A 15,506-nucleotide genomic window follows, 5' to 3' on the forward strand; every position below is an offset into this window, starting at 1 on the left:
CCACACGACCATCGGCACCCTGCCGATCGTCTTCTATGGCACAGAAGAGCAGAAGCGCAAATACCTGCCGAAGCTGGCCACCGGTGAATGGATCGCCGCCTATGCCCTGACCGAGCCAGGGGTTGGCTCTGATGCCATGAACCTCAGCACAACGGCGCGCCTCTCGGAGGACGGCAAATATTACCTGCTCAACGGCACCAAGCAGTGGATTTCGAACGCCGGCTTTGCCGACCTCATGGTAGTCTTCGCGCGCGTTGACGGCCAGCGGCCCTCGGCCTTCATCGTCGAGACAAGCTGGCCGGGCATCTCCACCGGTACCGAAGAGCGCAAGATGGGCATCAAGGGGTCCTCGACGCGCCAGGTCTACTTTGAAAACACGCCGGTGCCCGTCGAAAACCTGCTGGGTGAGCTGCACAAGGGCTACAAGATCGCCTTCAACATCCTCAACATCGGGCGTCTCAAGCTCGGTGCCGGTGCCGTTGGGGGCGCGCGCACGGCCCTGGACCTGGCCGCTGCCTACACCACCGAGCGCCAGGCCTTCGGCAAGTACCTGCACGAATTCGGCATGATTCAAAAGAAGCTGGCGCGCATGGCTGCCGAGACCTACGCTGCCGAAAGCGAAGTCTTCCGCACTGCCGCCAACATCGAGAATGCCCGTCTTGGAGCCGGGGAGAACACCGAGCAAGTCTTCAAGGCCATCGAAGAGTTCGCCATCGAGGACTCCATTGCCAAGGTCCACGGCAGCGAGGTTCTGGCCTTCGTCGTGGACGAGGGCGTCCAGATCTTCGGCGGCTACGGATACATGCAGGAATATCCGATCGAGAAAGCCTATCGCGACGCCCGCATCCAGCGCATTTTTGAAGGCACCAACGAGATCAACCGTCTGGTGGCCGCCGGTACCCTCTTCCGTCGTGTCCTGGGCGGCAAGATTGACCTCATGCAGCGCTACCCGGCCATCGAGGCCCGCATCAAGGCGGGCGAGGCCCTGCCGGCTCCGGGCGACGAGGTACCCGCCGAGCTCCGGGCTGCCGTCCATGCCGTCGAGCGTGCCAAGGATGTAGCCATCTACGCCGGCATGCGCGTCGCCATGCGCTACATGCAGGCCCTGGAGAACGAAGAGGAGTTCATTGAGTACCTGGCCAACCTGCTGATCGACATCTACGCCAGCGATAGCGCCCTGGCGCGCGCCATCCAGGCCATTCGCCGCGGCGACGAGAACAGTGCCCTGCATAGCAAGCTGGCGCAACTGGCGACCTGGCTGGCCCATTCGCGCATCCGCCTCAATCTGGATCAGATGATCATGACCTACTTTGAGCCGGAGACAGTCGACGAGGAGCTGGCGCGCGTGCGCGCCTACATCGGCGACTATCTGGTGAACGGTGTGGCTCTACAGCGCGACATCGCCGCTGAAGTTGTGGCCAGGAAAGGCTACCCGCTGCCGCACTTCTAGCCCGGCTCAACGCTGGCCACGGCCAGCAGGGGGCAACGAACGAAGCAGCTCGTCAGATTCTCTCTCCTGCCCCCAAAGCTATCCGCTGTGGATAGCGTGACCGAGTGCCAAAGGCCGACGGCGGTTGGGGGACGGTGGGCGAGGGCCGCTGTGCCATGCCGGCCCACTCTTCCGCCGCCGCCGGCTGGTCTCCTCTGACAGCATGTGCGGGCCGGCCTTCCTGTCCTGGGCGGCAGGTGAGGCGAAAGAGAAGCGCCTGAAGCCAGGAGCAAGGAGTCTATGGAGAACAAGAGTCAACGCCCCTTACAGGTTGGCGACGTCCTGACCTACGAGCGCACCTTTAGCGCGGAGGACATCCGCCTCTTTGCCGAACTCTCGGGCGACAAAGGTCTCCATCACATGCAACCTGACGCCCAGGGCCGGCTGATGGTCCAGGGCCTGCTCACCGCCAGCATCCCCACCAGGCTGGGCGGCGACCTCAACTTTATCGCGCGCACGATGCAGATGGAATTCCTGCGCCCGGTCTTCGCCGGCGATCGCATCCGCTGCGAAATGACCGTCAGCCGTCTGGAACCCGGAGACGGCTACCTCTCTCTCGAACTGGTCTCAGTCTGCCGCAATCAGCATGGCAAGGAGGTACTGCGTGGGAGCGCCCAGGGCATCATTCGCCAGGTGACGGCCCCCTGACTGGCGGGCGGGCTGCCAGCAGACGTGAGCGAGTCGTCTGACTGACTCTGCCGCCGGAGCGGCGCCGTGACCCGCCTGCCGTGCCCGTTTCTTCAGTTCCTGTAATGTCAGCAACGTACTCAGTCCAGCGCAGACAAACCCGTCCTGCCAGCGGGCGGCCAGGCGGAAGCTGTCCAGCCAGGCAGGAGCGCGATTGTCACAACAAGCCGATACGAGGAGCAGATCCCCTATGATAGATGCTGTGATTGTCAGTGCCGTACGCACACCGATCGGACGCGCCAACAAAGGCGCCCTCAAGGACGTTCGTCCAGACGACCTGGCCGCCTTTGCCATTCGCGGCGCCCTCGATCGCGTACCGCAGCTCGACCCTGCGCTCATCGAAGACGTCATTTTAGGCTGTGCCTTCCCCGAAGGCGAGCAGGGCATGAACATGGCCCGCATCGTCGCCCCGCTGGCGGGCCTGCCGGAGACCTGCGGTGGTGTCACCGTCAACCGCTTCTGTGCCTCCAGCCTGCAGGCCGTCAACATGGCTGCCCAGAGCATCATGCTGGGCCAGGGCGAGGCCATCGTCGCCGCCGGCGTCGAAAGCATGTCGCGCGTCCCGATGGGCGGCTTCAACCCCAGCTTCAACCCGCGCCTCATCAAGCCTGCTGAGGGTGAGAAATACGACTGGCCCTATCCGCCCACCGAGCAAGAGTACGGCTTCTACAGCTATATCCCGATGGGCATGACCGCTGAGAACCTGGCGCGCAAGTACAACATCAGCCGCCAGGCCCAGGACGCCTTCGCCCTGCGCAGCCACCAGCGGGCCGTCGCCGCCATTGACAGCGGCTTCTTCAAGCGCGAGATCATCCCGGTCAAACTGCCCGATGGGCGCCTCATGGAGACCGACGAGGGGCCGCGGCGCGACACCTCGCTGGAAAAGCTTGCCGCCCTGGAGCCAGCTTTCATCAAAGACGGCACCGTCACTGCTGGCAACTCCAGCCCCCTCAACGACGGAGCCGCTGCCGTCGTTCTCATGTCTGCCGACAAAGCCCGCGAGCTTGGCATCCAGCCGCTCGCGCGCGTCGTCGCGATGGCCGTCGCCGGCGTGCGCCCCGACATCATGGGTATCGGGCCTGTCCCGGCGGTCAAGAAAGTCCTGCAGCGCGCGCGCATGCAGCTCAGCGACATCGACATCATCGAACTCAACGAAGCCTTCGCCGTTCAGAACCTGGCCGTCATCCACGAGCTGGGCATCGACGAAGAGAAGCTCAACCCGCACGGAGGCGCCATTGCCCTGGGCCATCCCCTGGGCTGCAGCGGCGCCCGCATTGTCGCCACCCTCATCAACGATCTACAGACCGCCGACAAGACCCTGGGACTGGCCACCCTCTGTGTTGGTGGCGGCCAGGGCGTAGCGACCATCATCGAGAGGTTGTCGTAGTCATGGGGTACCAGATTCGCAAAGCAGCGGTCATCGGGGCCGGCGTCATGGGGGCTGCCATCGCCGCCCATCTCGCCAACGTTGGCATCCCCAGCCTCCTGCTGGACATCGTGCCGCCTGACGCTGGCGCGGACCGCAACCGCGTCGCGCGCACCGGTCTGGAGCGCGCCCTCAAGGCCCGCCCCGCCGCCTTCTACAGCCCGAAAAAAGCCAGGCTCATCACCGTTGGCAACATTGAAGACAACCTGGAAGAAGCAGCGCAGGCCGACTGGATCGTCGAAGCCGTCTTTGAGCGCCTCGACGTCAAGCAGCAGCTCTACGACAGACTGGAGCCGCTGCTGGGGGAGAATACCATCGTCAGCTCCAACACCTCGGGTCTGCCAGCTCACCTGCTGACCGCCGGACGCAGCGAGCGCTTCCGTCGCCACTTCCTCATCACCCACTTCTTCAACCCGGTGCGCTACATGCGCCTGCTGGAGATCGTCCCCGACCAGCAGACCGACCCGGCCCTGGTCAGCTTCATGCAGGACTTCGCCACCGAGGTGCTGGGCAAGGGCGTCGTCCTGGCCAAAGACACGCCCAACTTCATCGCCAACCGCATCGGCGTCTATGGCTTCCTGTCGACCATCCGGCGGGCCCTCGAAGAGGGCTACAGCGTCAGCGAAGTCGACGCCATTCTCGGCCCCAGCATGGGGCGACCCAAATCGGCGGTCTTCCGCACCGCCGACCTCTCCGGCCTCGACACCCTGGTCCACGTCGCCGACAACATCTACGAGAACGCCCCCGACGATCCCGAGCGCGAAGTCTTCCGCGTTCCCGAAGTCGTGCGCGAGCTGGTACGGCGCGGCTGGCTGGGTGAGAAGAGCGGTCAGGGCTTCTACAAGCGCATCAAGAACCCCGGTGGCGAATCCACCATTCTTGAGCTAAACCTGCAGACCCTTGAATACCAGCCGCAGCAGAAGCCACGCTTCGAATCCATTGGGGCCGCGCGTAACATCGACGATCCAGCCGAGCGCATGCTGACCGTGCTCAATGGCAACGATCGGGCGGCCCAACTGGCGCGCGAGACCCTGGCCGACTCGCTCATCTACGCCGCACGGCTGGCCCCAGAGATTGCCGACAGCGTCGTCGCCGTCGACCAGGCCATGCGCTGGGGCTTCAACTTCGACCTGGGCAGCTTCGAAGGCTGGGACATCCTCCTGGAGCATCCCGAAACGCTCTATCGCGTCCTGCGCTCCCATCCTTCCTTTAAAGATGTCAGCGAAGAGCAGGCGCCGGCCACGCTCAGCGCTCTCGCTGAAAAGCACGCTGCTCGTCTACCCGAGCTAGTGCGCCAGGTCATCACTCAAGGAGAAGGGCGCTTCTACAGCGGCCCCATTGGGCAGCGGCGCTACTTCGACTTCCACAGCGGCAGCTACCAGCCGGTGCCGCAACTGCGCGGCAGCATCTCCCTCAGCGTGGCCAAAGCCCAAGACAAGGTCATCCGCGAGAACGGCTCAGCCTCGCTGATCGATCTGGGCGATGGCATCGTCTGCGTCGAATTCCACACCAAGATGAACGCCATCGACCAGGACATCATCGAGATGCTGCATTACGTCGTCGAAGAGGGACAGAAGCAGTACCGGGCCATCGTCATCGCCAACGAGGCCCCGGACTTCTCGGCGGGTGCCAACCTCTTCCTCATGCTCGTCGGCGCGCGTAACGGCCAGTGGGAGATGCTGGAGCAGGCCGTCAACTCCTTCCAGCAGGTCAACATGCTCCTCAAATACAGCCCCATCCCGGTAGTGGTCGCGCCCACCGGGCGCACCCTGGGTGGTGGCTGTGAAATCGTCATGCACAGCAGCCACGTCCGCGCCCATGCCGAGACCTACATCGGCCTTGTCGAAGTCGGGGCCGGTCTCGTCCCGGGCGGAGGCGGCGTCAAAGAGCTGTTGCTGCGCCACGGGGCCCGTCTCGAAGATCAGCAGTCGCGCAGTGCTGGGGGACCATTTGCCGCCCCGCGGCGCGTCTTTGAAATTGTGGCGATGGCCACTGTCGCCACCAGCGCTGTCGAGGCGCAGGAATATCGCTTCCTGCGCAAGAGCGACAGCATCACCACCAATCGCGATCTCCTGCTGCGCGACGCCAAGGCTGACGCCTTGCGCCTGGCTGAAGCGCGCGAAGCGGGACGCTGGCAGCCACCGCAGCCGGCCATGCTGCTGCTGCCCGGACCAGGTGGGCGCCTGGTACTGGAGCAGCAGATCGACAACATGCTCCTCACGGGCAAGATCACCGAGCACGATGCCGTCATCGGGCGCCATCTGGCGCGCATCGTCACCGGTGGCAACACCTCGCCGCTGACGCCCCTGACCGAGCAGCAGGTGCTCGATCTGGAGCGTGAGGCCTTCTTGAGCCTCTGCGGCATGGAGAAGACGCAGGAGCGCATGCAAGCCATTCTCATGACTGGCAAGCCCCTGCGCAACTAAACTTGCTCACTCGTTCGCTCGCTCGCTCGCTTGTGAGCGAGCGAGCGAGCGAACGAACGAACGAACGAGCAACCAACGACATCGCATTGATCGGGCCAAGCTCAAGCTCAAGCAAAGCGGGTCTGGGGTCAGGCCGCGTGCGACACAGCGCGCGGCGGCCCCAGGTCGCCGTAGCAACCGCGACCGCCGTCTCGCGGGCAGGGCGGCTGCTCTCCCCGGGCGAGGTCATTCCGGAGCGGTACAGCGCTGCCAGCCAGGTGCACCAGGACAGCAAAGCAGGATCGCCTCCGCGCAGAAGCGGGGGCCTAGCCGCAAGGGAAAGAAAGGAAAGGAGCCGAGTCCATCATGGCGATCGACATCAGCAAGGCTTCACTCAAAGAGCTTGGTCAACTGGGAGGAGACGCCATCATCGTTGGCGAGATCGATGAAAAGCTCGTCAACCTGCCGACCTATCGCGAGCTCTACCAGCGTTGGGAGAAGCAGCAATGGAGCACCCAGGACATCGACTTCAGCGCTGACCGCCAGCAATGGAGCCAGGTTGAAGAGGCGGCTCGTCCGGTGCACATCAGCGGCTTCGTCGTCTTCTTCCAGGGCGAAGTCAGCGTCACCCACACCCTCATCCCCTACTGTGCTGCGGCCCCCAAAGAAGAGCAGCGCATCTTTCTCACCACCCAGCTCGTTGACGAAGCGCGCCATTCCGTCTTCTTTGACCGTTTCTTCCGCGAAGCGTTAGGCTTTGAGGGTGAAGACATCGAGGCCCTGCTTGTCCAGATCCGTCCCCTGTTGCGCGAAAGCGAGCGGCAGATCCTCATGGAGGGCCTGGTCGAGATCGGCCAGCGCATTCAAGCCCAGCCCGAGAAGCTGGAGCACCTCGTCGAAGGCGTCACCCTCTACCACATCATCACCGAGGGCACGCTGGCCCTGGCCGGCCAGCGCAGCATGCTCAACCGCAACAAGCGCATGGGCTGGTATCCGGGTTTCCAGCAAGGGTTCAACGCCATTGCCCGCGACGAATCGCGCCACGTCCTCTTTGGCGTGCGCTTCCTGCGCGACATGGTGCAGGAGGATGCCCGGTATGCCGACGTCATCCGCGACACCATCCAGAAATGGATGCCGCAGATTCACGACACCCTCTATCTCTCGGACTTCCAGCGCGCCTTATTGAGCAGCTTTGGCGAAGACCCCGACGAACTACTCAGGTTTGGCATGAACTCGCTGCGCAAGAAGCTCAAGGTCATCGGCGTCCCCTCTGACTTCCTGCCAGCGGTCGCCTAGACTGGCGTGAGGCGAGCGAGCCGAGCAGTGATGGAGTGAGGGCGTGGGCCTTTGAGGGGGTGTGGAGGCCCGCGCTCCCCTTTGAAAGTCAGAGCCGAGGAGAATCTGTCTGCCTGTTCTGTTGCAGGCGCGAAACTTTCTCTCTCCTGCTGACGCAAAAAAGGCCAGGCTGGCCACAGCAAACGACAGAACCAGCCTGGCCTGAGTGATCAGATCAACCCTCTTACCCGTCTTGCCTGTGTCTGATCAAAGAAACAAGAAAGCGCATGAACGATCCAGACGGATCAGTGCCCGAGCGCTAGAAATAGGCCTTCTCCGTCTCTGCATCGAAGAGATGGATCTGATCAACATCAACGTGCAGCCTCAGCGGCTCGCCGACCACCGGATGCGAGCGCGGATCGAGGCGAGCCACCACGGTGGTGCCATTGGCCGACATATGGACCTGGACCTCGCTCCCCAAATGCTCCACCACATCGACCGGCGCCATGATGGTCGAAACCGTAGCGGCGCCTGCCGGTAGCAGAGCAGCATCGCGCAAATGTTCGGGGCGAATACCAAAGATCACCTGGCGCCCCCTGGCCTCCTGCGCCTTCTCCGCATAGCAGGCCGGCACCTGTACCCGCCCGAAACCATCCAGCACGATGCTCACCCCGCCATCGTCGTCCACTACCCGGGCACCCGGGAAGAAGTTCATCGCCGGCGAACCGATAAAGCCGGCCACGAACATATTGGCAGGATGGTCGTACAGCTCCTGCGGAGGCCCCATCTGCTGAATCTCCCCCTGATGCAGGACCACAATGCGATCCCCCATCGTCATCGCCTCCACCTGGTCGTGGGTCACATAGACAAAAGTCGTCTGCACCCGCCGGTGCAGCTTAATGATCTCTGCCCGCATCTGCACACGTAACTTCGCGTCCAGGTTTGACAGTGGCTCATCCATCAGGAAGACCTGCGCATCACGCACAATGGCACGTCCAAGCGCCACGCGCTGCCGCTGGCCACCGGAGAGTTCCTTGGGCTTGCGATTGAGCAGATGAGCGATTTCGAGGATTTCGGCGGCGTCCTGGACCCGCTTCTTAATCTCCTGGCGGGGAACACCGCGGAGCTTGAGGCTGAAAGCCATATTGTCAAAGACGTTCATGTGAGGGTAAAGGGCGTAGTTCTGGAAGACCATCGCCACATTGCGCTCTTTCGGCTCCACGCCATTCACCAGCATGTCGCCGATGTAAATCTCCCCAGCGGTTGGCTCCTCTAACCCAGCGATCATGCGCAAACAGGTACTCTTGCCGCACCCCGATGGGCCGACGAGAACCAGAAACTCCTGGTCCTTCACCTCAAGGTTGATGTCGCGGACCACATCGACCTTGTCAAACCGCTTGTAGACGTGTACAAAGCTTACACGGGCCATACTAACTCCTTTTCGCTCTTGCTGACAGATCCCTTCCTGAATCTGTCAGGGCCTTTGGTGAAGAGCTATCGCTTGGTGCCACGTTGCAACTGACTGCGAGGTCAGAAGGGAGTCAACGGGGCTTCTTCGCGCACCAGTTGCCCAGAGCGTCAGGTCGAGATTCTCCTCACCTTCACCTGGGCAAGCGCTATGTAGAGTATATACACAATGCCCACCAATTGCAATGCGCACTGCTTGCGGGAGCGAAGGAAAGCGAGACTGCGTCGAGCGTCGAAAGGCCGCCCTACACGCTCAGGAAGGTCAACCGGCGGCTGGCCAACGTCTGGCCGGCGAGACCCATGCTGGGGAAGAAAGAGCACCTCTCTGGCGGAAGGCTGGCGCTTGCATTTGACTGGCAGCCTGCTTATTCGTCTATACTATGATACACAAGACAGGATCGAACGTTGCTGGCGCCGGCGACCAGCCCAAAGGTCCTAACTGGCGAGCGGCGATTGAGCGGGAGTGAAGGCGCGAGCCTGTGTAATCATGCTGCCAGCTTGCTAGCTTACAAAAGTAGATGGAGAGCCATAACGTTGCGCACATTGCCATCATAACATTGATTGAAATATGTAGTCTCTCTGTCAAATTTCAAAAAAGGTGAGGTTGCCTCTAGACAAGAGGAGATGTTTTCATGCATACTATGAGTGTGCGTTACCGAGTATGTTGCTAACAAGTAGCGTACATTGTTATCACAATCGCTGAGTGGCTATTGACATCGCTCAACCGCAGGGGATCGCCCTGGAGACCTTATTGATCGCTTGATCCAGACCAGAGAAGGGGAGGAAACCATGCTGACGACCAAGGAACAGGGTAGCGAAGTCGCGCGCTTACTCAAGCAGATCAGCGATGAGTATGAGGCAGCCCAGCGCGGCCTGAGCGGGCTGGCCTGTGGTGTCTCGCGCCACGACTTCATCACCGCCAGAATGGAGCATCTGGGCCAGCTCCACAACCAGCTTCAGGCCATTGTAGGCGACGCGGCCATCGCGATGATCGCGGAGCGGCTCAATACCCTGCACTAGGGAGCCGGCGAGGCTCTTCCACGCAAAACGGCCCCCCGGGCCGTTTTTTTTTCTGGTCGAGAGAAGCATGCTGAAGCTGGCGAAAGGGACGAAGGAAGGTAAGGAAGTGGAGCTTGGGAGCTTGACAGGTAGCGGAGGCCGGAGGCATCAGTAGCCGCGGGCGTCGAAGGGTGACGGAGGGGAGGAAAGAGAAGGCAGGGATGGTTTTCCCTCCATCCCTGCCTGCTGTGGAAGAGCAACGCGGATCGGAAACGGTACATCGCCACGAGTGGCGGACAGAGAAAGTGATTCTGGGACGTCTCCCCTGTCGTGCCGGTGTGGCTGACCTGGGTCTTCGATCTCGCGATCTCTCTGCCTGAGCCTGTCAGAAGCGTGCTTCTTCAATCAGGGTTCTTCCTTGTTCTCCCTAGCCTCCGGGCCAGCTTCCTGCAAGCGGGACGCAGGCGGCCACGGGTGAGCGAGCGAGGGAGTCGGCGAGGTCACTTGTTCTGGAGTAGGAGAAGATGATGAAAGATTGTCCCAACTCATCCTTCATCAAGGCAGCGTTCTAACAGGCTTGCTCACCCAATCATTCGCCGCATTGCTCAGACACAAAGCCGAAGGCGACTCGACTGACCCGCTGGCGAGTGGGCCAGCCGGACTAAGGTCGCGCCTCCTCCAGAGAAAGCAAGCGTCGTACTGGCTCGGCAGAGGCTGCGACCTGGGCCTCCTCTTCAAGAGAAAGGCGCCGACCGGGCCAGACGCCGCTGACCACATACTCAGTTTCCTCATAGAGGAACGTTTCTTGATCGAAGACATTGTATTCTTCATCGAAGAAGCACTGGAGCCAGGCGGTCAGATCTTCCGAGCTCAGGCCCGGGGCGCCCTCGCAGACAAACCATTCAGCGATGCCCTGCAGGTAGGTGCGATAGTCTGGTGTGAGAGGAAAGCGCCGCTGGATCAGATAGGTCTTTTCCTCGATCTCCTCATAGCCAGCTTCGCGGAGGTAGCCGGCCAATTTTGAGCCGACCCAACTATCTTCGAAGGGATAGCCGTGCTCGACGCGAATGCGCTCCCAGCGCTCGCGGGCCTGGAAGACGCGGGCCTGGAGGCCGGGATCAATCGTATGGAAGCGCAGTGTCCCGAAATCGATGTCCTTCACGATCAGGCGGCCTCCGGGCGCGAGGTACTGACCGAGCATCTTGAAGGTCTTGACAGGCTCAGGCAGATACTGGCTAACATTGGCGCTGAAGATGGCGTCAACGGAACCATGCGCGAGAGGCAGCTGCTCTAAGGGAGCCAGCTTATACTCGACCTGGGGGGCGTACCAGGTGCCCGCGCTGCGTCGCCGGGCGGTTACCAGGGCTTCGACCGAGATATCCACGCCGATAATGCGTCCTTGGGGGCCGATGGCCTGGGCGAGCAAAGGAACCCAGAGGCCGGGGCCACAGCCGGCGTCAACCACCAGGCTTCCCGCCTTGAGCTGGAGATCGCGCACCATCTGTTCGCGTTCTGCCGCTTTGCAGCGATGGTGCATTTCCAACCAGGCGACCGCATTCAGAGGAAGCCCACATTCGTTACCAAAGACCGGATTATTCGCTGCCATAGTACAATCCTCGCCTTCGCGCACGTGGCGCAAACAAAGGTTTCTTCAATGGTGAGGAGAGTATAACATGCAGCCCACTGAGAAGACAATAGTGTGTGTACATTTGTAGGAGTTTTGTAATACTTTGTTCATGATCCAGGCAGCCTTCGAAAGTTTCAACGCTCCCTATCATGCAATCCGGCAAGTGGACATGATGCGCGAACACTGCACGCCATACGCTGTGAAGCCACCTCGCGCCGCTTCCTACCTGCGATGAGCCTGCCTGGCTCGATATTAAAATGTTGTAATAAATGGAAGGATACATGAAAATGCGTTCATGTAAGAAAACGCTCTGGTAATCTGCTCCATCGACGTGATATAATCGGCTCAGGCAAATCCTTTCCCAGCAACCATATCAGGCAAGAAGAGAGCACATACTGGCACGTCTTCGGTGCCACCTCTCAACGCACACACGCACACACGCACGTTTGCACCGTTCGCCCGTAGCCGCAGCTGGCGCCTCTGCTAGTCTGGCGGCTAGCTAGCGCACCCGTCTGGTAAGGAAGGAGCACTGACTGACATGAAGCAAGGACATGACTCTTCGCGCCCGCCGCGTCGCAGGCAGCGGGCTGCCGGGCCAGAAGCGCGTCCGCCGGCGCGTACCCGCGGTCGTCATGCGAATGCTGGTGTGACCAAGCGCGGTCGGAGCCGGAGCGGGGCCCGCGTTGCCGAATCGGCCACTCCGGCTTCCACAAGTCTGACTCCCTTCAGCCTGACCCTGCAGCGCATTCTCAAGCGCGATCGCGCGCGCATCGCCCAGTTTGCCAGCTCTCTCGGGGTCTCCGAAAATACGGTCTATCGCTGGATGAATGGTCAATCCGAGCCGCGTCCCTCCTCTTTGAGGCAGATTCTAGAGGTAATGCCTGAGCATCGCCGTGAGCTGCAGGAGTCTATCGAGCAAAGCTTTCCGAATGTGCTCGATCTGCCGCCGGCTGGTGAGATCCCAACCGTATCCCGTGACCTATATCGTCAGGTCTTGGAGTTGCGCGCAACGATCGTTCAGGACGACAGTCGGCGCTGGCAGATGATCCAGCGTATTTTCGAGGCAGCCATCAAGCATCTTGATCCTGAGCAGCGTGGCCTGGCGTTGACCTATGCTGAGCTCATGCCGCCGCGAGCTGATGGCATCCACTCCCTCTATGAGGCTGAGGTCCGGGCGACCAGCCCCTGGTCGGAGACGCAAGAGAGCCGGGCTTTTCTCGGCAGCACCACCCTGGCTGGCACTGCGGCCATGCTCCAGCGCCTCCAAACCTGGAGCGAGCTGGACCGTGAGCAGCGCCATCAGTTTGTGGCTGAAGAGTTCGAGCGCAGCGCCTGTGCCTGTCCGGTCTTGTTCGCGGGCCGCTGCGCCGGGGTATTGATCGTTTCCAGTACCCAGGCTGATTTCTTCTCGCCGCCGGTGTGCCAGGCTGTCAACGAGTATGCTCTGCTGGTGGCTCTGGCCCTGCCCGAGTCGGCTTTCTATGATCCCTCGCTGATCCACTTGCGTCCGATGCCCGATATTCGCTGGCAGCGCGAGGAGATTAGCCGAACCTTTGTCAATCGCGTGATCGCTTGTGCTCGCCGTTTCCAGCTCTCTCGTCCGGAGGCCGAGAAGCGCGTCCGTATGGAGATAGAGGAGGAGTTTGAGCAACTGGCGCCGATGCATTTCGCGCTCTCGAGCGAGCGGCCTTGAGCCGACGAGGAGAGTGCGCACCGCGCGCGTGTGGCTCTCTCCTCCCGCGGCCCGTCCTCGCCTGCGCTCTGATCCCTCCCTGCTGACCGATACCTGACCTGGTGCTCTGGGCGAGGTAGGGGCCTGGCTCTGTGCTGGGGGAGGGCCGGGCGAGGGTCTGCTGACATGACAGCCCTCAGCTGGCTGACGGGGGCCGCTTGTTCCAGGCTCATCCAGGCTCATCCTCAGTATTTTCCTTGACAGGGGGGGCATGATCTGCTAGCTTTTTGGTACACGAATTCACACGATTGACTCTCTTTGAGGAGCAAGCTCATGCAGTCTCCAGAGCCGGCAGGTGCCTCGCAGGGCGGCGGCCAGAGCCAGCGCGAGCCGGAGCCGACCATCGCTGCTGATGATTCCCTTGCTGCCACTGCCAATGCTTCAGGGGGAGCCGCGGGCCAGGCCCAGGAGCAGGCAGGAGAACAGCCATCACCCGCTGCAGACGCCGAGCCGGCGAGCGATTTCGTCTATCCGCCGCCGCCGGCGTTTTATGAGCGTCTCGCCCCTGAGGGAGAAAGGCGCAGCGCGCAGATGCAGCCTGGCTCTGCCGCTCCTCGTGTGGAGCAGGCCAGACCTGCCTCTGTCAGCGCTCGGCCAGCGACTCCCGCTCCGCCCTCCTCCTTTCCGTCGCTCACCTCTGCTGAGGCCCCTCGGCGAGCGGGCCTGGTTCCTTCCGCCCCGCCTGCGCCCTCCCCGTCACCATATCCGGGCTGGCCACCGGACCCCGATCCCATCGCGACCGCCAGAAGACGCTCGCGACGCATTATCTGGATCTCGCTCGGGATTCTCGCTCTGGCCTTTTTCGCCTGCATCGGGGTCGCCATCTGGGCCTTTGCCGGTCCTTTCAATCAGCTTCAGCAGCAATACAACGGCCTGACTGCCCTGGTGAACGACTACTATGACGATGTCCAGCGCCAGGACTACGTCCATGCTTTTCAGAATCTGCAACCTGGGGGCTTCCATGCCCACCTCACGCAGCAGGAATTTGTCCAGGAGGCTCAAGACTTCGATACGCGCTACGGGCCGCTCCTGAGCTATAACATCCGATCGCTGCCGAACTTTGGCCTCGAGGAAGGGCCGACCTATACGGTGGAGGTCGATGTCATGCGCAGCCATTTGTCCTACACAGTCCTGTTGACTGTGCGTCAGGTCGGCAACACCTGGAAGATCGTCGACTTCGATCGCATCTGACCAGGTTCTCCCTCCCCGACTCCCGTCCCCGCCTTACTCTAACCTCACGCTTCAGGCGACGGCTGACGGCAAGTGGCCGCGTGTGCTCGCTGATCAGCATCGAGGGAGGAACAAGGGTGAGCAAAGCAAAAAGCGAACCGGACATTCAGGTCTACCTGCGTCCGGTTCGCTGTGGAGGGCGCAAACCAGTAAGTGAAGCGACAACTTCTCGCCCTGACTCTCTAACAGGCTAGCTGTTATGCGCCGTCGTGGCATTCTGATTCTGGTTATTCTGGGCAGAGAGGCGCGACTGCAGCTTGGCCTGCAGCTTGGCCACCGGAGTCGGCGTCTCGCGTCCCACGCAGGCGCGCAGATCACCGCGATAGAAGCGCCAGGTGCTGCCAACTTTGTGCCCTGTGAGCTGGCCAGACCACATCAGGCGGTAGAGCGTCGAGCGGCTGACGCGCAGATAGTTCATGGCCTCTTTGAAGGTCAACAGCACATCGTCATCTTGCATAACTGGCATTGCCATCGATTCTCTCCTTACGACCGATTGATGAGTTCACCGCTCATGAAGAGCATTTCTTGAATACTGAGAGCTATATGTAGATATATTGCCTCAACGCTGGTTATCCTAACCTACCTTGATACACTTTTTTATGGAGATCCGGTTAACATTGGGTTAAGTTTTGGCCTCGCTCGTTCCGCATTCATAACCATCTATCTAGTGGAGCGGCGCCCAAATGGGGCCGGCGGCGCAGCTCGCGGGAAAGAAAGGAGGGAAGAGAGGCGACCCGCGAGGGACAGCGAGCGCTGCGCTGCTGCTGGCTGGATAGCGAGCGAACGAGCGAGTGAGTGAGCGAAGAGAGATGAGCAACTCAGCGAGGAGCGAGGCCATACTGGCAGCGAGGCTGGACCACAGGCGGGTCAGGCCGTTAGATGGAAGACGCCTCTGCTTGCGAATGAAGCTTCCTCCCTTCAATCAAGACTCGACAGGTGTAGGGGCGGTGAAGGTATAGCCAACGCCGGGCACGGTAGTAATATAGCGTGGCTGGTTGGCATTCGGCTCGATCTTCTGGCGCAGGTGGCGGATATGTGTCTTCACCAGGCCCGAATCGCCGGCCTCATCGTAGCCCCAGACACGTTCGATGATCATATCGGTCGTCAGGACCTGGCCGGTGTGGGTCATCAGCAGATGCAGCAGACGGCTCTCCGTGGGAGTCAGGCGG

At 61.4% G+C, this 15,506-nt stretch carries 12 protein-coding genes; 8 read left to right on the forward strand and 4 right to left on the reverse strand.

The window, feature by feature from the left end:
• The 5 genes from BGC09_RS20765 to BGC09_RS20785 all read left to right on the forward strand — a co-directional run.
• Positions 1 to 1,450: acyl-CoA dehydrogenase family protein (locus tag BGC09_RS20765; protein WP_069806119.1), on the forward strand; the 1,450-nt coding region annotated here is incomplete at its 5' end.
• A 279-nt stretch (positions 1,451 to 1,729) separates the two neighbouring features.
• A complete protein-coding gene (locus BGC09_RS20770) occupies positions 1,730 to 2,137 on the forward strand; it encodes a MaoC family dehydratase (protein WP_069806120.1) in 408 nt (135 codons plus the stop codon).
• 229 nt (positions 2,138 to 2,366) lie between these two features.
• Positions 2,367 to 3,563, forward strand: coding sequence for a thiolase family protein (locus BGC09_RS20775; protein WP_069806121.1), 1,197 nt, complete (start codon positions 2,367 to 2,369; stop codon positions 3,561 to 3,563).
• Between the two features lie 2 nt (positions 3,564 to 3,565).
• Positions 3,566 to 6,028, forward strand: coding sequence for a 3-hydroxyacyl-CoA dehydrogenase/enoyl-CoA hydratase family protein (locus tag BGC09_RS20780; protein ID WP_069806122.1), 2,463 nt, complete (start codon positions 3,566 to 3,568; stop codon positions 6,026 to 6,028).
• A 345-nt stretch (positions 6,029 to 6,373) separates the two neighbouring features.
• Positions 6,374 to 7,303, forward strand: a complete 930-nt coding sequence (locus tag BGC09_RS20785) for a ribonucleotide-diphosphate reductase subunit beta (RefSeq protein WP_069806123.1) — start codon at positions 6,374 to 6,376, stop codon at positions 7,301 to 7,303.
• 298 nt (positions 7,304 to 7,601) lie between these two features.
• On the opposite strand, the gene BGC09_RS20790 is transcribed toward BGC09_RS20785, so the two are convergent.
• Positions 7,602 to 8,711 (reverse strand): ABC transporter ATP-binding protein, encoded by a 1,110-nt coding sequence (locus tag BGC09_RS20790; protein ID WP_069806124.1) that lies wholly within the window; start codon positions 8,709 to 8,711, stop codon positions 7,602 to 7,604.
• A gap of 827 nt (positions 8,712 to 9,538) precedes the next feature.
• Between BGC09_RS20790 and BGC09_RS20795 the strand changes: the two genes are divergently transcribed.
• Entirely contained in the window at positions 9,539 to 9,769 is a 231-nt protein-coding gene (locus BGC09_RS20795; RefSeq protein ID WP_052887657.1) for a hypothetical protein, read from the forward strand.
• Between the two features lie 640 nt (positions 9,770 to 10,409).
• Here the strand turns inward: BGC09_RS20795 and BGC09_RS20800 are convergent.
• A complete protein-coding gene (locus BGC09_RS20800) occupies positions 10,410 to 11,354 on the reverse strand; it encodes a methyltransferase domain-containing protein (RefSeq protein WP_069806125.1) in 945 nt (314 codons plus the stop codon).
• A gap of 559 nt (positions 11,355 to 11,913) precedes the next feature.
• Here BGC09_RS20800 and BGC09_RS20805 point away from each other — a divergent pair.
• The gene (locus tag BGC09_RS20805) at positions 11,914 to 13,068 is read left to right on the forward strand and encodes a helix-turn-helix domain-containing protein (RefSeq protein WP_069806126.1); all 1,155 of its coding nucleotides are present in this window, start codon (positions 11,914 to 11,916) and stop codon (positions 13,066 to 13,068) included.
• Between the two features lie 312 nt (positions 13,069 to 13,380).
• The gene (locus tag BGC09_RS20810; protein WP_069806127.1) at positions 13,381 to 14,298 is read left to right on the forward strand and encodes a hypothetical protein; all 918 of its coding nucleotides are present in this window, start codon (positions 13,381 to 13,383) and stop codon (positions 14,296 to 14,298) included.
• Between the two features lie 229 nt (positions 14,299 to 14,527).
• Here the strand turns inward: BGC09_RS20810 and BGC09_RS20815 are convergent, their stop codons facing one another.
• Positions 14,528 to 14,809 (reverse strand): helix-turn-helix domain-containing protein, encoded by a 282-nt coding sequence (locus BGC09_RS20815; protein ID WP_069806128.1) that lies wholly within the window; start codon positions 14,807 to 14,809, stop codon positions 14,528 to 14,530.
• 450 nt (positions 14,810 to 15,259) lie between these two features.
• The coding region (locus BGC09_RS20820; protein WP_141727894.1) for a winged helix-turn-helix domain-containing protein at positions 15,260 to 15,506 on the reverse strand (247 nt) is incomplete at its 5' end.

It is taken from the genome of Thermogemmatispora onikobensis, assembly GCF_001748285.1.
Taxonomy (GTDB): Bacteria; Chloroflexota; Ktedonobacteria; order Ktedonobacterales; family Ktedonobacteraceae; genus Thermogemmatispora; species Thermogemmatispora onikobensis.

Excerpts from the sequence above, each read along its gene's own strand:
- BGC09_RS20770 (WP_069806120.1), top strand. The coding sequence starts at position 1,730 with ATGGAGAACAAGAGTCAACGCCCCTTACAGGTTGGCGACGTCCTGACC.
- BGC09_RS20775 (WP_069806121.1), top strand. The coding sequence starts at position 2,367 with ATGATAGATGCTGTGATTGTCAGTGCCGTACGCACACCGATCGGACGC.
- BGC09_RS20780 (WP_069806122.1), top strand. The coding sequence starts at position 3,566 with ATGGGGTACCAGATTCGCAAAGCAGCGGTCATCGGGGCCGGCGTCATG.
- BGC09_RS20785 (WP_069806123.1), top strand. The coding sequence starts at position 6,374 with ATGGCGATCGACATCAGCAAGGCTTCACTCAAAGAGCTTGGTCAACTG.
- BGC09_RS20790 (WP_069806124.1), bottom strand. The coding sequence starts at position 8,711 with ATGGCCCGTGTAAGCTTTGTACACGTCTACAAGCGGTTTGACAAGGTC.
- BGC09_RS20795 (WP_052887657.1), top strand. The coding sequence starts at position 9,539 with ATGCTGACGACCAAGGAACAGGGTAGCGAAGTCGCGCGCTTACTCAAG.
- BGC09_RS20800 (WP_069806125.1), bottom strand. The coding sequence starts at position 11,354 with ATGGCAGCGAATAATCCGGTCTTTGGTAACGAATGTGGGCTTCCTCTG.
- BGC09_RS20805 (WP_069806126.1), top strand. The coding sequence starts at position 11,914 with ATGAAGCAAGGACATGACTCTTCGCGCCCGCCGCGTCGCAGGCAGCGG.
- BGC09_RS20810 (WP_069806127.1), top strand. The coding sequence starts at position 13,381 with ATGCAGTCTCCAGAGCCGGCAGGTGCCTCGCAGGGCGGCGGCCAGAGC.
- BGC09_RS20815 (WP_069806128.1), bottom strand. The coding sequence starts at position 14,809 with ATGGCAATGCCAGTTATGCAAGATGACGATGTGCTGTTGACCTTCAAA.